18 protein-coding genes are annotated in these 18,189 nt (G+C 28.3%); 6 read left to right on the top strand and 12 right to left on the bottom strand.

The window, feature by feature from the left end; translation table 11 throughout:
• The first annotated feature begins 32 nt into the window (after nt 1–32).
• Entirely contained in the window at nt 33–749 is a 717-nt protein-coding gene (locus VP91_RS02870; RefSeq protein ID WP_169035932.1) for a 2,3-bisphosphoglycerate-dependent phosphoglycerate mutase, read from the top strand.
• Here the strand turns inward: VP91_RS02870 and VP91_RS02865 are convergent.
• The 7 genes from VP91_RS02865 to polA are packed head-to-tail and all read right to left on the bottom strand — an operon-like array spanning nt 735 to nt 9,236.
• On the bottom strand, nt 735–1,427 hold the full coding sequence (locus VP91_RS02865) for a sugar phosphate nucleotidyltransferase (RefSeq protein WP_169035931.1): 693 nt from the start codon (nt 1,425–1,427) through the stop codon (nt 735–737). The two genes, VP91_RS02870 and VP91_RS02865, sit on opposite strands and share 15 nt — an antisense overlap.
• Complete coding sequence (locus tag VP91_RS02860; protein WP_169035930.1) at nt 1,424–2,389, bottom strand: aminoglycoside phosphotransferase family protein; 966 nt, start codon at nt 2,387–2,389, stop codon at nt 1,424–1,426. The genes VP91_RS02865 and VP91_RS02860 overlap by 4 nt, the downstream gene beginning before the upstream one ends.
• Nucleotides 2,376–2,852 (bottom strand): tRNA (adenosine(37)-N6)-threonylcarbamoyltransferase complex ATPase subunit type 1 TsaE, encoded by a 477-nt coding sequence (gene tsaE, locus VP91_RS02855; RefSeq protein ID WP_169035929.1) that lies wholly within the window; start codon nt 2,850–2,852, stop codon nt 2,376–2,378. The genes VP91_RS02860 and tsaE overlap by 14 nt, the downstream gene beginning before the upstream one ends.
• A complete protein-coding gene (gene ahcY / locus VP91_RS02850) occupies nt 2,836–4,122 on the bottom strand; it encodes an adenosylhomocysteinase (RefSeq protein WP_169035928.1) in 1,287 nt (428 codons plus the stop codon). The genes tsaE and ahcY overlap by 17 nt, the downstream gene beginning before the upstream one ends.
• 43 nt (nt 4,123–4,165) lie before the next feature.
• Nucleotides 4,166–5,704, bottom strand: a complete 1,539-nt coding sequence (locus VP91_RS02845) for a sensor histidine kinase (protein WP_169035927.1) — start codon at nt 5,702–5,704, stop codon at nt 4,166–4,168.
• On the bottom strand, nt 5,704–6,411 hold the full coding sequence (locus VP91_RS02840; protein WP_169035926.1) for a response regulator transcription factor: 708 nt from the start codon (nt 6,409–6,411) through the stop codon (nt 5,704–5,706). The genes VP91_RS02845 and VP91_RS02840 overlap by 1 nt, the downstream gene beginning before the upstream one ends.
• Nucleotides 6,412–6,461: 50 nt before the next feature.
• Nucleotides 6,462–9,236 carry a DNA polymerase I gene (polA, locus tag VP91_RS02835; RefSeq protein ID WP_169035925.1) on the bottom strand — a complete coding sequence of 925 codons (2,775 nt, stop codon included), beginning with the start codon at nt 9,234–9,236 and terminating at the stop codon, nt 6,462–6,464.
• 50 nt (nt 9,237–9,286) lie between these two features.
• Between polA and VP91_RS02830 the strand changes: the two genes are divergently transcribed.
• Both VP91_RS02830 and VP91_RS02825 read left to right on the top strand, forming a co-directional pair.
• Nucleotides 9,287–10,216, top strand: coding sequence for an ABC transporter ATP-binding protein (locus VP91_RS02830; RefSeq protein ID WP_169035924.1), 930 nt, complete (start codon nt 9,287–9,289; stop codon nt 10,214–10,216).
• A 33-nt stretch (nt 10,217–10,249) separates the two neighbouring features.
• The gene (locus VP91_RS02825) at nt 10,250–10,801 is read left to right on the top strand and encodes a biotin transporter BioY (protein WP_169035923.1); all 552 of its coding nucleotides are present in this window, start codon (nt 10,250–10,252) and stop codon (nt 10,799–10,801) included.
• Here the strand turns inward: VP91_RS02825 and VP91_RS02820 are convergent.
• Nucleotides 10,794–11,357 carry an ActR/PrrA/RegA family redox response regulator transcription factor gene (locus VP91_RS02820; protein WP_169035922.1) on the bottom strand — a complete coding sequence of 188 codons (564 nt, stop codon included), beginning with the start codon at nt 11,355–11,357 and terminating at the stop codon, nt 10,794–10,796. The genes VP91_RS02825 and VP91_RS02820 overlap by 8 nt on opposite strands.
• Before the next feature lie 148 nt (nt 11,358–11,505).
• On the opposite strand from VP91_RS02820, the gene VP91_RS02815 reads away from it, so the two are divergent.
• From VP91_RS02815 to speB, 3 genes are read left to right on the top strand one after another with little or no spacing between them, the layout of a single operon-like run.
• Complete coding sequence (locus VP91_RS02815) at nt 11,506–12,684, top strand: type III PLP-dependent enzyme (RefSeq protein WP_169035921.1); 1,179 nt, start codon at nt 11,506–11,508, stop codon at nt 12,682–12,684.
• The gene (locus tag VP91_RS02810; RefSeq protein ID WP_169035920.1) at nt 12,684–13,727 is read left to right on the top strand and encodes a 1,9-bis(guanidino)-5-aza-nonane synthase; all 1,044 of its coding nucleotides are present in this window, start codon (nt 12,684–12,686) and stop codon (nt 13,725–13,727) included. The genes VP91_RS02815 and VP91_RS02810 overlap by 1 nt, the downstream gene beginning before the upstream one ends.
• Nucleotides 13,728–13,729: 2 nt before the next feature.
• Nucleotides 13,730–14,605 carry an agmatinase gene (gene speB, locus VP91_RS02805; RefSeq protein WP_169035919.1) on the top strand — a complete coding sequence of 292 codons (876 nt, stop codon included), beginning with the start codon at nt 13,730–13,732 and terminating at the stop codon, nt 14,603–14,605.
• Here speB and VP91_RS02800 read toward each other — a convergent pair.
• From VP91_RS02800 to VP91_RS02785, 4 genes are read right to left on the bottom strand one after another with little or no spacing between them, the layout of a single operon-like run.
• Complete coding sequence (locus VP91_RS02800; protein WP_169035918.1) at nt 14,602–15,156, bottom strand: queuosine precursor transporter; 555 nt, start codon at nt 15,154–15,156, stop codon at nt 14,602–14,604. The genes speB and VP91_RS02800 overlap by 4 nt on opposite strands.
• The gene (gene rpmB, locus VP91_RS02795; RefSeq protein ID WP_169035917.1) at nt 15,156–15,479 is read right to left on the bottom strand and encodes a 50S ribosomal protein L28; all 324 of its coding nucleotides are present in this window, start codon (nt 15,477–15,479) and stop codon (nt 15,156–15,158) included. The genes VP91_RS02800 and rpmB overlap by 1 nt, the downstream gene beginning before the upstream one ends.
• Nucleotides 15,480–15,532: 53 nt before the next feature.
• Nucleotides 15,533–16,585, bottom strand: coding sequence for a quinone-dependent dihydroorotate dehydrogenase (locus VP91_RS02790; protein ID WP_169035916.1), 1,053 nt, complete (start codon nt 16,583–16,585; stop codon nt 15,533–15,535).
• Nucleotides 16,585–18,147, bottom strand: a complete 1,563-nt coding sequence (locus VP91_RS02785) for a lysine--tRNA ligase (RefSeq protein ID WP_169035915.1) — start codon at nt 18,145–18,147, stop codon at nt 16,585–16,587. The genes VP91_RS02790 and VP91_RS02785 overlap by 1 nt, the downstream gene beginning before the upstream one ends.
• Nucleotides 18,148–18,189: the final 42 nt, after the last annotated feature.

Genomic DNA, 18,189 nt, shown 5'->3' with positions numbered 1-18,189 from the left:
TATTAGTTTTATCAGTTATCAAAATATATCAAATGCCTCATTTAATATTAGTTAGACATGGCCAAAGTGAATGGAATTTGGAAAAAAGATTTACTGGTTGGGTCGATGTGGATCTAACCGGTCAAGGAAAACTAGAAGCGTGTAAATCTGGTGAATATATTAAAGAACTAAAGCTAAATATAGATTATTTCTATTCATCATTTCAATTAAGAGCCGTGAATACTCTTAAATTTATTCAAGACACTTTGAGAAGTAACACAAAACCTATAAGAGCATGGCAATTAAACGAAAGGCATTACGGAGCTTTAACTGGTCTAAATAAAAATGAAATGAGTGAAAAACTTGGGGAGGATAAAATTCATGAATTTAGAAGATCCTGGGAAATTAAACCTGATCCACTAAGTAGAAATAATCCATATCACCCTATAAATATTGATGCCTACAAAACTATTCCTAAAAATAAAATTCCAGATACAGAATCCCTTAAAGATACTTATGAAAGAGTAATAGAATATTATAATTCTGATATTCATAATAAATTATTAGATAATAAAAATATTTTAATTTCAGCTCATGGCAACTCGATTCGAGCATTATGTAAGTTTTTATTTAAATTGGATAATAAAAAAATATCTTTACTTGAAATACCAACAGGTAACCCACTTTTAATTAATTTAAATTCAAAGCAGGAAATCATTGAATGTAAATATTTAGATAAAGATAGAGCTAAAAATTTACTTATTTTTTAATAACTTCTCGTAAACTTTCAAATCTGTTAAATGGTAAAATTCTTCTGAACTTTCATAACCGTATAGTCTGTTTTTAGCAATTAATTCATTCCAAACTTCTGATATCGAAAAATTATTAACTGAGTAGGATTCAAATAAACTCTTATTAATTATTTGGCATCCTGTATAAATTAGATCATTTTGATCATCTTTTTTTATTTTATTATCTACAAGATTAAAATCGCCTTTTAATTTTTTATCAAAACTAAGATTTTTATTCGTTAATAAAAGTATATTTTTAATTTTATTAGAAAAATAAAATTTTTCCATATTTTGAACAACGTCTGTATATTTTTTATCCCAAACAGTGTCTGGATTTAAAGTCATAAAATCTGACTCATTTGAAGAATTAATCATGTTCAAAATTCCTCCACCTGTATTTAAAATTTTTTTTCCATCATTAATTATTTTAATATTTAAATTAAATTTTTTGACATTAATAAAATTTTCAATCTCTTTATTTAAATAAAATGTGTTTATTATAACTTTTTTTATTCCTAAAAATTCAATTAAATTAATGCACTTTTCAAGTAATGTAATTTCATTAATTTTCAAAAGTGGCTTTGGTTTTTCTAATGTTAAAGGGTTTAGTCTCTTTCCATAGCCAGCACACAAGATTAAAGCCGTGTTAATTTTCATTTAAGATTCCTTAATTCTTTAGAAAAATTAAGATCCAGAGTTTTTTTAAGGTTATCAAATATTTTATTATTTTTAATTCTTAACTCTATCAATTTCCAGGCATGAGGTATTAAACTTAAGTACTTTGTCTTCTTGTCTCTTACTGCCAATCTAGTAAAAATTCCTATTATTTTCATATTTCTAATCACTGATAATATTTCAAAATCATTTAATAAAATAACTTTGTTAACTTCTTTATTATTCAGCTTTAAATAATATTCATAAATGCTCTCTCTCAATTTTTTATTTGATTTAAACCTAACATCATCAATTAAAGATGCCAAATCATAGGCTCTATTACCTATCAAAGCATCCTGTGTATCGATGGTTGCTAATTTGTTTTTGTATTTCATCAAATTTGATACGTGAAAATCTCTGTGAACGAAAGTATCATTTTTTAAGTTAAGATTAGATATTAAAAATTTTATTTGTTTATTTATTTTAATATTTAACGTTTGCAATTTATTTTTAGATATATATTTTTTTGTATACCAGTCAGAAAATAATTTAGCCTCTTTAAACAGTTTATTATCATCATAAATTGGTATTTTATAATCTTTTCCCTTAAAGTTTTTAGTTTTGTTTTGTTTGATTTTTTGAATTTTGCTTAGCAAATCAATAGATTTTTTGTATAAATTAATTTTATTACTTCCATTTTTTTTTAACAGTTTAAATATTGTATCATCACCAAAATCTTCAATTTCTATAAAGTTTTGTTTGTAATTTTCTTTGTATAGTTTTGGAGCCAAAATTTTATTTTCAATCAATAAACTATTTATAGCATCATATATTAGTAGGTTTTTTTTTTTTTCTTTCGTAGCGTAAACTAAAATTGAATTTTTTTTATTATTTTCTTTTCTATAAAAAGACCTGAATGATGCATCACCTTTAATTTTTTTTAATGTTGATTTAACTGATCTCATTTAATATTTTATTACTTATACCTTTAATTGTTAAAAATTTTTTGTTCATATTTTCTTCATATTCAAAGAATAAATCAATTTTATTATCTATTTTATTATCTATTTTTTCAGGCCATTCGATTAATGTTAAGATTTCTTTTTGATTTTCAAATAATCCAATATTTTTTGTTTCTTGACTATTTGTTAGTCTATATAAATCATAGTGTTGAATTGTAAAAACTCCCACATCATATTCGTTTACTAAGTTAAATGTAGGACTTGTAACTTCTGTTTGAATTAGATGATTGTCTGTTTGAAGATAGTTTACTAAATATCTTATAAAAGTTGTCTTTCCTACTCCAATTTCACCATGAAAAAATACTATGTCACCTTTTTTTAGTATTTTTGAAAAACTTTTTGCTAGTTCAGCTGTCTTAACTTCTAAGGAGATATCTATTTTACTACTATTAGTAGCGATAAGCATCAGGCTTGAATGGACCTTCTGTTTCAACACTTATGTAATCAGCTTGGTCTTTTGATAATTTTGTAAGTTTTGCACCTACTTTTTTTAAATGTAACATTGCAACTTTTTCATCTAAGTTCTTTGGAAGTACATAGACTTTATTTTCATAATTTTTGTGATTATTCCAAAGCTCTATTTGAGCCATAACTTGATTTGTAAATGATGCGCTCATTACAAAACTTGGGTGTCCAGTTGCACATCCTAAATTAACCAGTCTACCCTTTGCTAATAGAATAATTCTTTTTCCATCAACTAATTCTATTTCATCTACTTCTGGTTTAACCTCTGTCCATTTGTAATTTTTTAGAGCATCCACCTGAATCTCATTATCAAAATGCCCTATGTTACATAATATTGCTCTATCCTTCATACTTCTCATATGGTCTGCAGTTACAATGTCTATGTTGCCTGTGGCTGTAACTACTATATCTGCTTTACTTATTGCCTCATCCATTAAAACTACCTCATAGCCTTCCATTGCTGCTTGAAGTGCACAAATTGGATCTGCTTCTGTAACCATTACTCTCGCACCACTTTGTCTTAAAGATGCAGCACTACCTTTGCCAACATCACCAAAACCAGCAACAATTGCAACTTTACCTGACATCATAACGTCTGTTGCTCTTCTAATTCCATCTACTAAACTTTCTCTACATCCATATAAATTATCAAATTTAGATTTTGTAACTGAGTCATTAACATTAATTGCTGGGATTAATAAAGATCCATCTTTTTCCATTTTATTTAATGCTTTAATTCCTGTTGTTGTTTCTTCTGAAACTCCTTTTACTTCTTTTAGTAAATCCTTGTAATCACTATGCATCATTGCGGTTAAATCACCACCATCATCCAATAACATGTTTGCTTTCCAATCTTTTTTTCCTACGATTGTTTGTCTTATACACCATACAGCTTCCTCTTCAGTTTCACCTTTCCAAGCAAAAACTGCTATTCCTGCTTTAGCTATTGCTGCTGCTGCATGATCCTGTGTAGAAAAAATATTACAAGATGACCATCTAACTTCTGCCCCAAGATCCACTAGAGTTTCAATTAAAACTGCTGTTTGGATTGTCATATGAAGACATCCTAAAATTTTTGCTCCCTTTAAAGGTGTTTTTCCAGAATATTCTTCTCTCAATGCCATTAGTCCTGGCATTTCACTTTCAGCTATAGAAATTTCTTTTCTGCCAAATTCTGCAAGTGATATATCTTTAACTTTAAAATCTTCCATTGGACGGCTTTATATAATAAAAATTTTATTAATCAACTTATCATTAAGTTTTTGGAAATATAATTTCTACATTTGCACCCTTTTGTGTCATGTTATTTGATGCATTAATAGTTGCACCATGTAAATCCACTAGATTTTTTACAATATTTAAGCCTAAACCTGAGTGTTCACCAAAATTATCAGGTCTATTACTATAAAATCTATCAAATATTTTTTTTGTGCTTGTTTCTTTAAAGCCTTTACCTTCATCAATAACTTTTAAAATAATCTTATCTTTATCGTCTTTGTAAATTTCAACTAAGATTTTTTTATTGTTTTCACTAAATGAAATTGAATTATCTAATAGATTGGCAATAATTTGTTCTATTCTATTTTCTATTCCGTTAATAAAACACTCTTCTTGACTACTAGATTCTTTCAAAATTATTTGAATACTTCTTTTTGCTTCATAGATATTGTTAAAATCATCAACTACAGATTTAGCAATTACTTTTAAGTCAATTTTTTTCATTTTTTCTTTACTTAGAGCAACTTCATCTTTTAGCATTTGAGAGTAATCTGTGATTAATCTTTCAATTCTTTGTACATCATGATTAAGAATATCAATTAACTTAGCTCTTTGCTTGTGGTCTTCTGTTTCATGTAGAATTTCAGAAGCACTTTTTAATGATGTTAATGGATTTCGAATTTCATGAACTAAATCTGTTGAAAAATTTTCAGCATGAGAAATTCTTTTTTGAAGTTCATTTGTCATGTCATCTAGCGAATTTGATAATGTTCCCAATTCATCATTTCTACTTTTAAGTTCTTTTATATTTGTTTTTTTTTTACTCTTTTCTTTAATTATTTTTGTATAAGTTACTAAATTTTTTATGGGCTTAAGGAAATATCTATTTAAAACAAAAGAAAATACAAAGATTACTATTCCAACAAAGATTGCTGTTCTTAATATAAAAGTTTTTCTTTCATTAATTGCAGCTCTAATATCGTTAGCATTTTCAGATATTGCCAAATAACCAATGTTATTTCCATCAACTGTCACATTTTTTACAGTTGTTAATAAAAATTTATCATATCCTTCTTGTGAAAAGGTGAATGGCTTTCCATAATCTTTTGACCATGAATAATTTGTCAAAATATCTTTTATAGAAACAGTTTTTTCTTTATTTATATCTTTTTTTTCAATGATCTTGTTGCTTGTTTCTTCATCTAAAATTTCTAGTTCGACTATATCTAGTCTATTGGAGAAAGATCTTGGATCTAAATCCAATGTATCCGTGTCTCCAACCAAATTATATTGATTATCAAATAAAATAACTCTATCTAAATTTTGAAATAAAAATCTTGTTGAAAATAAAAATCTTCTGATATCTTCTTCTTCAAATTTAATATTCAATCTTAAAATATGTTCAATTGTATTGTCTATTATTTGAATATGTTTGCTTTTTTTATTCTTTATTAAATTAGGTTTTACATTTCCAATATATATAAGTGTTAAGCTGCCAATAACTAAAAAAACTATCAAATTGATAAATAAAAATTTTTTTAAGATAGATAAACTTTTAAGAAAATTGCTGAACATTAATTAACATTCCACCTGTATCCACTGCCATATCTTGTTTCAATTGCAGTAAACTCAGGGTCAACTTTTTTAAATTTTTTTCTAATTCTCTTAACATGGCTATCTATAGTTCTGTCTTCTATGTCGGTATCCTCCCTATAAGCAATGTCCATTAATTGAGCTCTTTCTTTAATTATCCCAGGTCTCTTAGCCAGCTCTTTAACAATCAAAAATTCAGTAGTTGTTAACTTATCTGGTAACTGTTTATTATCCCACTCACACTCCAGTTGTGAAGGATCAAGTTTAAGTTTACCGTGAGCTATGATATTTTTTGTTTCTTCAAGATTTATATTAATATCTTTCTTCCTAAGTTGAATTCTAATTCTCTCAATTAAAACCTTTATAGAAAAACCTCCTGATTTTTTAATAAAATCATCTGCACCTAATTTTAATCCTAGTAGTTCGTCTATCTCATCATCTTTTGATGTTAAAAAAATTACTGGAAGGGATGTTTTTTTTCTTAATCTCTTTAAAAGTTCTTCGCCATCCATTTTTGGCATTTTTATATCAATGACTGCTAGATCGGGTGGTGTTCTGCTTAGTCCGACTAATGCACTTTCACCATCGATATAAGTTTGAACTTTAAAACCTTCTTTTTCAAGTGCTATACTTATGCTTGTAAGTATATTTCTATCATCGTCTATTAGTGCTATTGTTTGTTTGTGCATAAACTACTTTAAAAATACTAAATTGTTCTAATTTAGGCAATGCTCTTAATTTAGTGAAGTATTCCCCAATTATCACCTGTATTTACATCTACTGTTAACGGCGTTGAGAATGAGTGTAATTCACTTTCTGTGACACTAGTCATTTCTTCTTTAATTATTTTAGTAACAGTTTTTACTTCTTTTTCTGGAACTTCAAAAATTAATTCATCATGTATTTGTAATAAGATTTTTGACTTATTATTTTTTAAACTTTCAAATTTTTTATCAAGCCTGATCATTGCAAGTCTCATTATTTCCGAAGCAGAGCCTTGTATAGGTGCGTTTATTGACGCTCTTTCTTGAAAATTTCTTACATTAAAATTCTTATCATTAATTCCATTAAAATGAGTTCTGCGTCCAAAAATATTATTTATATAGCCACTTTTTCTACAAAATTTAATAGTGTCATCCATATAAATTTTTATTTCCGGAAACCTTGAAAAGTAAGCATTTAAAAATTCATCTGCCTCATGATTTGAAACATTAATTTGTTTTGCTAGGCCGTATTGAGAAATTCCATAAATAATACCAAAATTAATTGCTTTAGCTTTTCTTCTCATATCTTGGTCAACTTTTTTTATATCAACATCAAATACTTGGCTAGCTGTTAGTGAGTGAATATCTTCATTATTTTTAAATGCTTTTTTTAATTCTTTAACGTCTGCAAGATCTGCTAAAATTCTCATTTCAATTTGATTATAATCAGCTGAAATTAATGTGTATCCTTTTTTAGATGTAAATGCCTTTCTTATATCCTTACCATCCTCAGATTTGATAGGAATATTTTGTAAATTTGGATCACTCGAGGCAAGTCTTCCTGTAGTTGTTGCTGCTAACAAGAATGAAGTGTGTACTCGTTTTGTGTGAGGATTAATGTGTTCTGGTAAAGCATCTGAGTATGTATTTTTCAATTTAGATACCTGTCGCCAATTTAGAATTAACTGAGGAAATTTATGCCCTTTAAATGCTAGATCTTCAAGTACACTTGCATTAGTTGCAAAGCTTCCTTTTCTGGTTTTTTTAAGCACAGCAATCTTTAAATCGTTATAAATGACCTCACCTAATTGTTTTGGTGAAGCAATATTAAATTCTTTTTTTGAAATTTTAAAAATTTCTTTTTCTAATCTACTGATCTTTTTCCCAAATTTTTCAGATAAAGTCTTTAAAAATTTATTGTCAATATTTATTCCTTCAATTTCCATAAATGCTAATATTTTAATTAAAGGTTTTTCAAAAATTTCATAAATATTAGTTAATTTTTCTAATTTTAAAGTTTTGCTAAATATTTTATATAACCTATAGGTGATATCAGCATCTTCAGAAGCATACTCCATCGCTTTATTTAACTCTACATCACTAAAGTTTATTTCTTTTTTTCCAGTACCAACAATTTCTTTAAATGAAATTGTTTTATGTTGAAGATGAATCTTGGACAAAGTATCCATGTTATGTCTATTTTTTCCAGCATCTAACACATAAGACATCAACATTGTGTCTTCCATTGAGTTCATGTTTATTCCCTGTTTAAATAAAACAATAAAGTCAAATTTAATATTTTGACCAATTTTTTTTACACTCTTGTCCTCTAAAAGTGGTTTTAACTTTTTAATTACAGATTCTTTTTTTAAACATCCTTTAAACTTATGACCTATTGGAATATAGCAGGCTTTACCTACTTTTGTGCTTAATGAGATACCAACTAAATCTGCCTGATGTGCATCTAATGAACTAGTTTCAGTATCAATTGCTAGTTCACCAGCTTCCTCTGCTTCATTAATCCACTCATCTATTTCTTTTTCATTCGTGATTAGATAATAGTTTTTTTTATTAATATTTTGTTGTTTTTTCTCAGGTTTTGTTTCTAACGCAGTTTGTCCTAATTCAGGCTCTCCATAAGCTGAAATTACAGAACTAAGGAGTCTATTAAATTCCATTTCTCTTAAAAATTTATATAACTTATCTTTATCAATTTCTTTTAGTTCAAATTCTTCTATTTTTTTTTCAACTGGAGCATTCTTCATTAGTGTCACTAATTTTTTACTGATAATTGCTTTATCTTTATTTTTTATAAGTGTTTCTCTTCTTTTATTTTGTTTTATTTCTTGTGCACTCTTTAGCAACTTTTCTAAGGTACCATACTTATTGATAAGTTCTGCTGCAGTTTTAACTCCTATACCTGGAACTCCAGGAACATTATCACTACTATCTCCTGCTAAAGACTGAACATCGATTACTTTTTCTGGTCCCACACCAAATTTAGCTAATATATCTTCAGGTGTTATAAATTTATTTTTCATAGGATCAAATATACGAACATTTTTTTTATACAATTGCATCAAATCTTTATCTGAAGATACTATTGTTACTTTAGCTCCCTTTGCTAAAATTTGTTCTGCATAAGTAGCTAGTAAATCATCTGCTTCGTAATTAGGAAGATCGACAGATGGTAAATTAAAGGCAACTACTGACTTTCTGATGTATTCAAATTGTGGTGCTAAATCATCTGGTGCTTCAGATCTATTTGCTTTGTAATCTGTATAAATTTCATTTCTAAAAGTCTTTCTTGCTGAGTCAAAGATTACAGCAAAGTGTGTTGGCTTTTGAAGATTCTCATTAGACTTGGAATCTTCTAGTAATTTAAATAACATGCTACAAAAGCCACTGACTGCGCCTACAGGAAGACCGTCACTTTTCCTAGTTAAAGGTGGTAGTGCATAGTAGGCTCTAAAAATATAACCAGAGCCATCTATTAAATAAAAATGATCTGTTTTTTTTATTTTATCCATTAAATAATATTATCTTAATTATTTTAAATACTATAAATGTATTAATCTACATGAAGCAAAAAAATATACTTTCTGTTAAAAACTTAAAAAAAATTTATGCAGGTAACCAAGCTAAAGATAACTATGCACTGAATGATTTAAACTTGGACGTGAAAGAAGGAGAGATTTTTGGTCTTCTTGGTCCTAATGGTGCTGGTAAAACAACATTTATAAATATTTTAGCTGGAACAGTAGTAAAAACAGCAGGAATGGTAAATGTATGGGGTTTTGACTTGGACAAAAACCCTAGGCAGGTAAGAGCTTCAGTAGGAATAGTTCCACAAGAAGTAAATCTTGACCCATTTTTTAGTCCAAGAAAATTATTGGAATTACAGGCTGGTCTTTATGGGGTTAAAGAAAAAGATAGAATTACAGATACAATCCTTAAATTAGTATCTTTAGAAAAACAAGCAAATAGCTACGCTAGAAGCTTATCTGGTGGAATGAAAAGAAGACTATTAATGGCTAAAGCTCTAGTCCATCAACCTCCAATAGTTTTTTTGGATGAACCCACAGCAGGGGTTGACGTAGAGTTAAGACAGAACTTGTGGAGGAATGTGAGGTTACTTAATGATCTAGGTGTAACTATTATTTTGACAACTCATTATCTTGAAGAAGCCGAGGAAATGTGTGACCGTATAGCTATTCTTAATAAAGGAAATATAGTTGCTTTAGATAGTACTAAAAATCTATTAGATAGGATTCAAACAAAAAAAGTTATTTTTAAAACAGATAAAATAATTGATATTAAAGATGAGGATATAGATTCTTTAAAGGTAATATCAAAAATGGGTACAGAAATTTGTGTATCATATGAAAAAAGCAAAGTTTGTATTGAAGATTTAATTAACCTAATTAAGAAAAATAATGTCAAAATTATAGATATATCTACTGATGATGGTGATTTAGAAGACGTTTTTCTTAGATTAATAAAAAACTAGATTATTGTAATAATAGATAGTAAATTTAACTTGATGGAAATTTTAAAAACGCACTCACTTACAAAAACCTTAAAAATATTTTTGTTAATTTTTTTAGGAACAGTAGCTTTAACTGTTTCTGCTAAAATAAAAATACCATTTTATCCTGTACCAATGACAATGCAGACCTTTGTTGTCCTCTTTTTAGGATTAGCTTTTGGGTATAAAATAGGTCTCACGACAGTAGGAGTTTATCTTCTTGAGGGAATTATTGGTATACCAGTATTTTCTAATTCACCAGAAAAAGGTATAGGTTTAGTTTACTTTACCGGACCAACAATGGGTTATTTAATAGGTTTTTTATCTGCTGTATTTTTTGCAGGATACTTAAATCTAAAAAATAATATTTTAATAGTATTTAGTAAATTAATATTTTCTGTTTCTACGATTTATATATTTGGGGCACTTTGGCTTGGAACTTTAATTGGATGGGATAAGCCAATTCTTGCATTAGGTGTTACACCTTTTTTATTAGCTGAATTGTTTAAAATTTGCCTATTAGCACTATTAGCTAAAAAAATTATTGAGATTAGAAGATTTATTTAGGTGATCTTTTAGATAAAATTCTTTGCAAAGTTCTTCTGTGCATTTTAAGTCTCCTAGCTGTTTCAGAAACATTTCTGTTACATAATTCAAAAACTCTATGAATATGTTCCCACTTGACTCTATCTGCTGACATAGGATTTTCTGGCGGCTCGGCTCTCTTCTCTGGATCTGCTAACAATGCCTTTTCAACATCTTCTGCATCTGCCGGTTTTGCAAGATAATCAATAGCACCCTCCTTAATCGCTGCTACAGCTGTAGGTATGTTACCATAGCCAGTTAACATAATTATTCTGCTAGTAGGATTAGAAATCTGTATTTGTTTTACTACCTCAAGACCATTTCCATCTGCTAGTCTTAGATCAACTACAGCAAAAGCTGGTTTATTTTCTATAACTGATTGAATACCTTTTTGTACACTTTCAGCTTGAAAAACCTCAAAACCTTTATTTATCATTGCCCTAGCCAGTCTATCTCTAAAAGGGTTGTCATCATCAACGATTAATAACGATTTGTTATCAAAATCACTTAGTTTTTTTAAGTTAGCCTGTTCAACCATATATTTAATATGGTGTTTTATCTCATAATTTCAACACCTATTATTTGCTTTACATTAATTAAGTATTGCCTTAATTGCATAATTTATATGAAAGTTTTTAAGTATTTAAAAACTTTTTTTTATTAAATTTTTTTTGAGGTCATATTAAATGCAAAAATTTAAAACAGTTGATGAGCTTATAAATCAACTAAAGCCAGAAAAGCCTATTTATTGTATTAGGAAAAAATCTATACAATCAGCTTCTACATACTTTAAAAAAAAATTTCCTGGGAAAGTACTATACGCTGTAAAAACTAATCCACATCCTGAGGTTTTAAAAACAATTGTTGAGAGTGGTATTGAAAACTTTGATATAGCTTCTATTCAAGAAATTAAAGACATAAGAGCGATCTCCCCCGATGCAAAATGCTCATATATGCATACTGTTAAAAGTAGAGAGAATATTAAAGAGGCTTACTTTAATTATAATATTAAAGCTTTTTCTTTAGATACTAAAGATGAACTTATAAAGATTATTGAAGCAACTAATCGAGCAAAAGATCTTGAGTTATTCGTAAGAGTAGCTGTTTCAAATGAACATGCTGAAATAGATTTGTCTAAAAAGTTTGGTGCATTAACATCTGAGGCAATTGGTTTGTTAAGATTAACAAAGCAATATGCAAAAAAAGTAGGGCTAAGTTTTCATGTAGGATCTCAATGTATGCATCCCATTTCTTATTCAAAAGGAATTGCAGATATCGGAAATATAATAAGAAAAACAAAAATTATTCCAGATTATATTAATATTGGTGGTGGATTTCCCGCCATATATCCTGATCTTGTACCTCAATCTTTGGATGGCTATTTTGAAGAAATAAAAAAAGGTTTATTAAACTTAAAATTGGAAAAACTTCCTAAAATATTATGTGAACCTGGAAGAGCATTAGTTGCAGAAAGTGGGTCAACAATCGTACGGGTAAATCTTAGAAAAAAACAAAAACTTTATATAAATGATGGAACGTATGGAACTCTTTTTGACGCTGGCACACCAAACATAGTTTACCCTTCTAGATTAATTAAAAATGGAAAAATGGTCTCAAAAAAATTAACTGCTTTTAATTTTTATGGACCTACGTGCGATAGTATGGACTACATGAAAGGACCATTTTTGCTTCCAAACAATATTAAAGAAAATGATTATATAGAATTAGGCCAGCTTGGTGCTTACGGTCTAACTTTTAGAACTCAATTTAATGGTTTTTATTCTAATGAAATTTATGAAGTGGAAGACGAACCTATAATGACGTTATATGGTAAAGAGAGCAATAAAGGTATATTAGTTGCTTAATGTCAGAAAACAAAAATTTAACTCATAATAGCAAAAAAAGCTTCTTACAAAATCCAGTTGAACACATCGATATTACTTCATTTGATGCAAGAAAAATAATTTCCTCAATGGAAAAAATGTCTTTCGTTTCAAGAGAAACAGCAAATGCAGCCAATATTTTTAATGAAATGATTCAAGATAAAGATTGTACAATTTTTTTAACACTTGCTGGGTCAACTTCTGCAGCAGGGTGTATGAATATTTATAAAGATTTAGTTAAATATAATATGGTTGATGCAATTATAGCTACGGGAGCTTCAATAGTTGATATGGATTTTTTCGAAGCTTTAGGCTTTAAACATTACCAAGGTTCACAGTTTCAAAATGACACTGAATTAAGAAAAAATTATATAGATAGGATTTATGATACATATATTGATGAAGAAGAGTTACAGGAATGTGATCAAAAAATATGTGAAATAGCGGATACACTTGAACCAAGAAGTTATACATCAAGAGAATTTATTTATGAAATGGGAAAATATTTAAAGAAAAATTCTAAAAAAAAAGATTCTTTGATTGAAACAGCATATGACAATAATGTTCCCATTTTTTGCCCAGCATTTACAGACTCGAGTGCTGGTTTTGGATTAGTCACTCACCAAGAAAATAATCCTAAAAACCATATTACGATAGATTCTATTAGAGAACTTCGTGAATTAACTGAAATAAAGATTAAATCAAAAGGATCTGGTTTATTTATGATTGGTGGAGGAGTACCAAAGAATTTTGTTCAAGATACTGTTATTTGTGCTGAACTTTTAGGAAAAGAGGTCGAGATGCATAAATATGCAGTACAAATTACAGTGGCAGATTCTAGGGATGGTGCTTGTAGTAGCTCCACATTAAAAGAGGCAAGCTCTTGGGGGAAAGTAGATATCACAAAAGAGCAAATGGTTTTTGCAGAAGCAACCAGTGTCCTTCCTTTGATTGCAAGTGACGCTTATCATAAAGGTGACTGGAAAAATAGAACGAGAAAAAACTTCTCAAAAATATTTACATAAAATTGAAATATCTTTCTAATAAAAACGGGTTTCTAGGAATTGACAATAATGTTAATTTTAAAGAAAAAGTAGTAGTTGTTCCATTTGGTTTAGAAAAAACTGTAAGTTATGGTGGTGGCACTCGTAATGGCCCTAAAGAAATTATCAAAGCATCACATCAAGTTGAATTATATGATGAAGAATTACACTGTGAACCCTACAAAAAAATTGGAATTAAAACTTTAAAACCATTTAAAATTGATAAAGATATTAAAAAAGCTCTTAAAAAGATGTCTGATATAAATCAAGAAATATTAGATAAAAAATTATTTCCAATCACTTTTGGAGGGGAACACTCAATAACACCTGGATGTATTGCTCCATTTGTAAAAAAACATAAAAAAATATGTTTACTACATTTTGATGCACATGCAGATTTAAGAGAGAATTATAATGGAGAAAAATTTTCTCATGCCTCAGCTATTAGGAGATGTCTTGATCATAAAAATGTTTCAATAATCTCATTTGGGATCAGAAATATATCTCAAAGTGAAATACCATTCCTAAAAAAAAACTCATCTAGAATTAATATCTTTTGGGCAAAAGACAAAAGTAAATGGGACCTAAAAAAGTTTAAAAATATGATAAAGAATAAAACAGTTTATTTAACATTTGATGTTGATGGTTTAGATTCAAGTATTATGCCCGCAACAGGTACACCTGAACCAGGTGGACTATTATGGGATGAAACTTTAAATATTATACGGATAGCTGCTAAAAACTCTAATATTGTGGGTGCAGATATAAATGAACTTTCACCTATAAAAGGCTTTAATTCTTACAATTTTCTTGTAGCAAAACTTGCTTATAAAATTTTATCCTACAAATTTTTATATTAAGCTTTTGAAGCTTTAAGAGTTCCCAATAATAATCTGAATGGAATCAACATCACTAAAGCAACAAATATTTTAACTGTTAAGTCACCTAGAGATAAAGTAACCCATGGTATTCCAGTTGCATAAAATGAGATAGAGAAGAATAAAAATGTATCAACAGTAGACCCAATTAAAGATGAAGTTAATGGAGCAACAAACCATTTCTTTTTTCTTAAATAGTCAAAAATTTGAACATCCAGCAACTGTGCAACCATAAATGCTGTACCTGAACCTATGGCAATTCTGACTGAAATTAAGTCTGCAAAATTTGTTGAAAAGAAGAGAGTAAATATAATTCCTATAATAAAACCAACATAAACAATTTTTCTAGCAACAATCTTGCCATAAGATCTATTTGCTAGATCGGTAATTAAAAAAGCAACTGGATAGCTAAAAGCCCCATAAGTTAATATTTTTTCTAAACCATAATAGTTGATTGGAAATTGTACTAAATAATTTGAAGTTAAGACAACAACTCCCATTATAAATGAAAGTAGCATAAAAAACTTTTTCATTAAGCTGATTTACTAGGAGATGCTTTTGGTGATTTTTTAATAAAAGGTGATTTAATTAGTATGCTTTTTTTTAATTTTTTTAGCCTAGGTGAAATATCTCTATTTTTTACAGACTTTAAGAACTGATCAAAAGTTCCTTTTTTATCAACCGATCTCATACCTGCATTACTTACTGTCAAAGTTAAACTTCTTTTTAAAAGCTCACTTGTGAATTTAGCTTTTTTAAGATTGGGTAAAAATCTTCTATTAGTCTTATTGTTAGCGTGACTAACATTATGACCTTTCATAGGTATTTTACCAGTTAGTTCACATTTTTTAGACATAATATTTAGTGACTATATAAGATGAGTTGGTGACCTCGTCAAGTTTATTAGGCTTAATTACTCTGTTTCTTGCCTATTATTTCTCTAAAATTCTTAATCCCATCAGCTTTTAATATTTCTTTAAGCTCTTTTTTTATCTTTCCAACAATATTTGGACCTTGAAAAACCATGCCAGTATATAACTGAACATAACTTGCTCCAGCTAAAAATTTTCTATGGGCGCTCTCACCTGAATCAACTCCCCCAACTCCAATAATTTTAATTTTACCTTTTAATAATTTATAAAACTTACTTATTAATTTATTGGCTTCTTTCTCTAAAGGTTTTCCAGATAAGCCCCCTTTTTGATGTTTTAATATATTATTTAATTTTTCTCTATTTTCTGAAGTTGTATTTGAAATAATTACTGCACTAACTTTATGATCTAACAATATTTTGCTTATCAATTCAATTTGTTCTTCTGAAATATCTGGAGAAATTTTCACAACAATTGGTATTTTAGATTTAAGTTTAACTTTTTCCTCCTGAATTGAATTCATTAATTCATCAAATTTTTCTTCATCGTGGAAACTTCTTAAATCTTTTGTATTTGGTGAGGAGATATTAATTGTGATATAATCAGCAATATCGTGAAAGGTTCTAAGACCAATTAAATAGTCATTTTGTCTATCACTACTTTCTTTATTAGGTCCTATATTAATTCCTAATAAACCCATATTTAAATTAGACCTAATTCTATTACTTATATTTTCAGCTCCCTGATTATTAAATCCCAATCTATTTATAAGTGCTTGGTCTTCAACTAGTCTAAATACTCTTGGTTTTGGATTTCCATATTGTTTAAGTGGAGTGACCGTCCCTACTTCAACAAAACCAAACCCAAGTTTAAACAATGATTCATAAACTTCAGCATTTTTGTCAAATCCAGCAGCCATTCCAATTGGATTATCTATTTCTTTACCAAACAAAGTAGATTTAAACATTGGATCATCTTTATCAGTATCCATTAAATTTGGTATCAAGTTTAATTTTAAAGACTTAATTGCTAAATTATGAGCAGCTTCAGGATCAATTTTAAATATTAGTGATCTGAATTTTGAAAACATTATTTTATTTTTTCTGTTATTAATTCTTTAGTCTCTTTTACTCCAAAGAAACTTATAAAAAAACCCATTCTTGGACCATTTTCATCACCAAACACAACTTCATAAATTAATTTAAACCAATCACGTAGATTTTCTGAGTATCCATTTTCTTTTCCAGTTGAATAAATTAATGTTTGAATATCTTCAGGCAACATTTCATCACTACAATCATCAAGCGTATTAACTAGTGCATTTAATGCCTTTTTTTCGTTTGTGTTTGGTTTTTTATATTTTTTCTTTGGTCTAATTACATCGTTAAAATATTTAATAGCGTAGCCTATTAAATTATCAAAAATTATATGATTTATTTCTGAAATATCTTTTTTATATTTTTTTACAAATTTCCAAAGTAATTCCTTCGAATTTGCATTGCTTGCCTCTACCAAATTTAAAAGCATTGAAAAACTCATAATAGTATCTTCTTGAGGAATTACTCCATTATGAACATGCCAGACTGGATTCATTAATAACTGTAATTCGTTTTGGTTTTTTGCTTTTTCTATAAAATCCAAGTATTCATCGACAGTTTTTGGAACTATTTCTTTATATAATTTTTTTGCTCTTTTGGGATTTTGGTACATATACAATGAAAGACTCTCAGGAGATGCATATTCTAACCATTGATCAATAGTGATCCCATTGCCTTTTGACTTAGAAATTTTTTCTCCTTTTTCATCTAAAAAAAGTTCATAAGCAAAACCAGATGGATTTATGTTTCCAATTAACTTAGCTATTCTTGAAGATAATATTGCACTTTCTATCAAATCTTTTCCATACATTTCAAAATCTATATCAAGCGCATACCACCTCATAGCCCAATCCACCTTCCACTGTAATTTACAGTCTCCGTCTAAAATACTTCTTTCAAGTTTTTTTCCATTATTATCAAAAATAATTTTAAATTTTTCTTTTAAGATTTCTAAAACTGGAATTTCCAAAACTTTTCCAGTATCTGGACATATAGGTAAAAAAGGACTATAAGTTTTTTGTCTTTCCTTACCAAGGGTTGGAAGAATTATATCCATAATACCCTGATAATTTTCTAAGATAATTTTCAAAGTAGGATTAAAAAAGCCACTCTTATAAAGAACTGAAGAACTTTTAAAACTATAATCAAATTTAAATTTGTCTAAAAATTTTTTTAACATCTCATTATTGTGTTCACCAAAACTTGAAAACTTTTCAAACGGGTCTGGTACTTGAGTTAAAGGTTTATGAAGATTTTTTTTTAGTAATTCTTGATTAGGAACATTTTCTGGAACTTTTCTAAAACCATCCATATCATCTGAAAAAGTTATAATTTCTGTTGGTATATCAGTAAGTTGTTTTAGGGCATTAACCATCATTGATGTTCTGGCAACTTCACCAAAAGTTCCTATATGAGGCAATCCACTTGGACCATACCCAGTTTGTAAAATAATTTTACCTTTTTTTTCAATAAAAGTTTTCCTTTCACGCAGCATTTTTTTAGCCTCTACAAATGGCCATGCATTGGTTTTATCTAAATTTTCTTTTTTAATCACTTTGTTTAATAAGAAATATCTTATATTTGGTGTTTTTATTAA

Origin of the sequence: Candidatus Pelagibacter communis (assembly GCF_012932795.1) — a bacterium.
Lineage (GTDB): Bacteria > Pseudomonadota > Alphaproteobacteria > Pelagibacterales > Pelagibacteraceae > Pelagibacter > Pelagibacter ubique_S.
This window is presented reverse-complemented; position numbering and strand designations above follow the sequence as displayed.

Excerpts from the sequence above, each read along its gene's own strand:
- VP91_RS02870 (WP_169035932.1), top strand. The coding sequence starts at position 33 with ATGCCTCATTTAATATTAGTTAGACATGGCCAAAGTGAATGGAATTTG.
- VP91_RS02865 (WP_169035931.1), bottom strand. The coding sequence starts at position 1,427 with ATGAAAATTAACACGGCTTTAATCTTGTGTGCTGGCTATGGAAAGAGA.
- VP91_RS02860 (WP_169035930.1), bottom strand. The coding sequence starts at position 2,389 with ATGAGATCAGTTAAATCAACATTAAAAAAAATTAAAGGTGATGCATCA.
- tsaE (WP_169035929.1), bottom strand. The coding sequence starts at position 2,852 with ATGCTTATCGCTACTAATAGTAGTAAAATAGATATCTCCTTAGAAGTT.
- ahcY (WP_169035928.1), bottom strand. The coding sequence starts at position 4,122 with ATGGAAGATTTTAAAGTTAAAGATATATCACTTGCAGAATTTGGCAGA.
- VP91_RS02845 (WP_169035927.1), bottom strand. The coding sequence starts at position 5,704 with ATGTTCAGCAATTTTCTTAAAAGTTTATCTATCTTAAAAAAATTTTTA.
- VP91_RS02840 (WP_169035926.1), bottom strand. The coding sequence starts at position 6,411 with ATGCACAAACAAACAATAGCACTAATAGACGATGATAGAAATATACTT.
- polA (WP_169035925.1), bottom strand. The coding sequence starts at position 9,236 with ATGGATAAAATAAAAAAAACAGATCATTTTTATTTAATAGATGGCTCT.
- VP91_RS02830 (WP_169035924.1), top strand. The coding sequence starts at position 9,287 with ATGAAGCAAAAAAATATACTTTCTGTTAAAAACTTAAAAAAAATTTAT.
- VP91_RS02825 (WP_169035923.1), top strand. The coding sequence starts at position 10,250 with ATGGAAATTTTAAAAACGCACTCACTTACAAAAACCTTAAAAATATTT.
- VP91_RS02820 (WP_169035922.1), bottom strand. The coding sequence starts at position 11,357 with ATGGTTGAACAGGCTAACTTAAAAAAACTAAGTGATTTTGATAACAAA.
- VP91_RS02815 (WP_169035921.1), top strand. The coding sequence starts at position 11,506 with ATGCAAAAATTTAAAACAGTTGATGAGCTTATAAATCAACTAAAGCCA.
- VP91_RS02810 (WP_169035920.1), top strand. The coding sequence starts at position 12,684 with ATGTCAGAAAACAAAAATTTAACTCATAATAGCAAAAAAAGCTTCTTA.
- VP91_RS02800 (WP_169035918.1), bottom strand. The coding sequence starts at position 15,156 with ATGAAAAAGTTTTTTATGCTACTTTCATTTATAATGGGAGTTGTTGTC.
- rpmB (WP_169035917.1), bottom strand. The coding sequence starts at position 15,479 with ATGTCTAAAAAATGTGAACTAACTGGTAAAATACCTATGAAAGGTCAT.
- VP91_RS02790 (WP_169035916.1), bottom strand. The coding sequence starts at position 16,585 with ATGTTTTCAAAATTCAGATCACTAATATTTAAAATTGATCCTGAAGCT.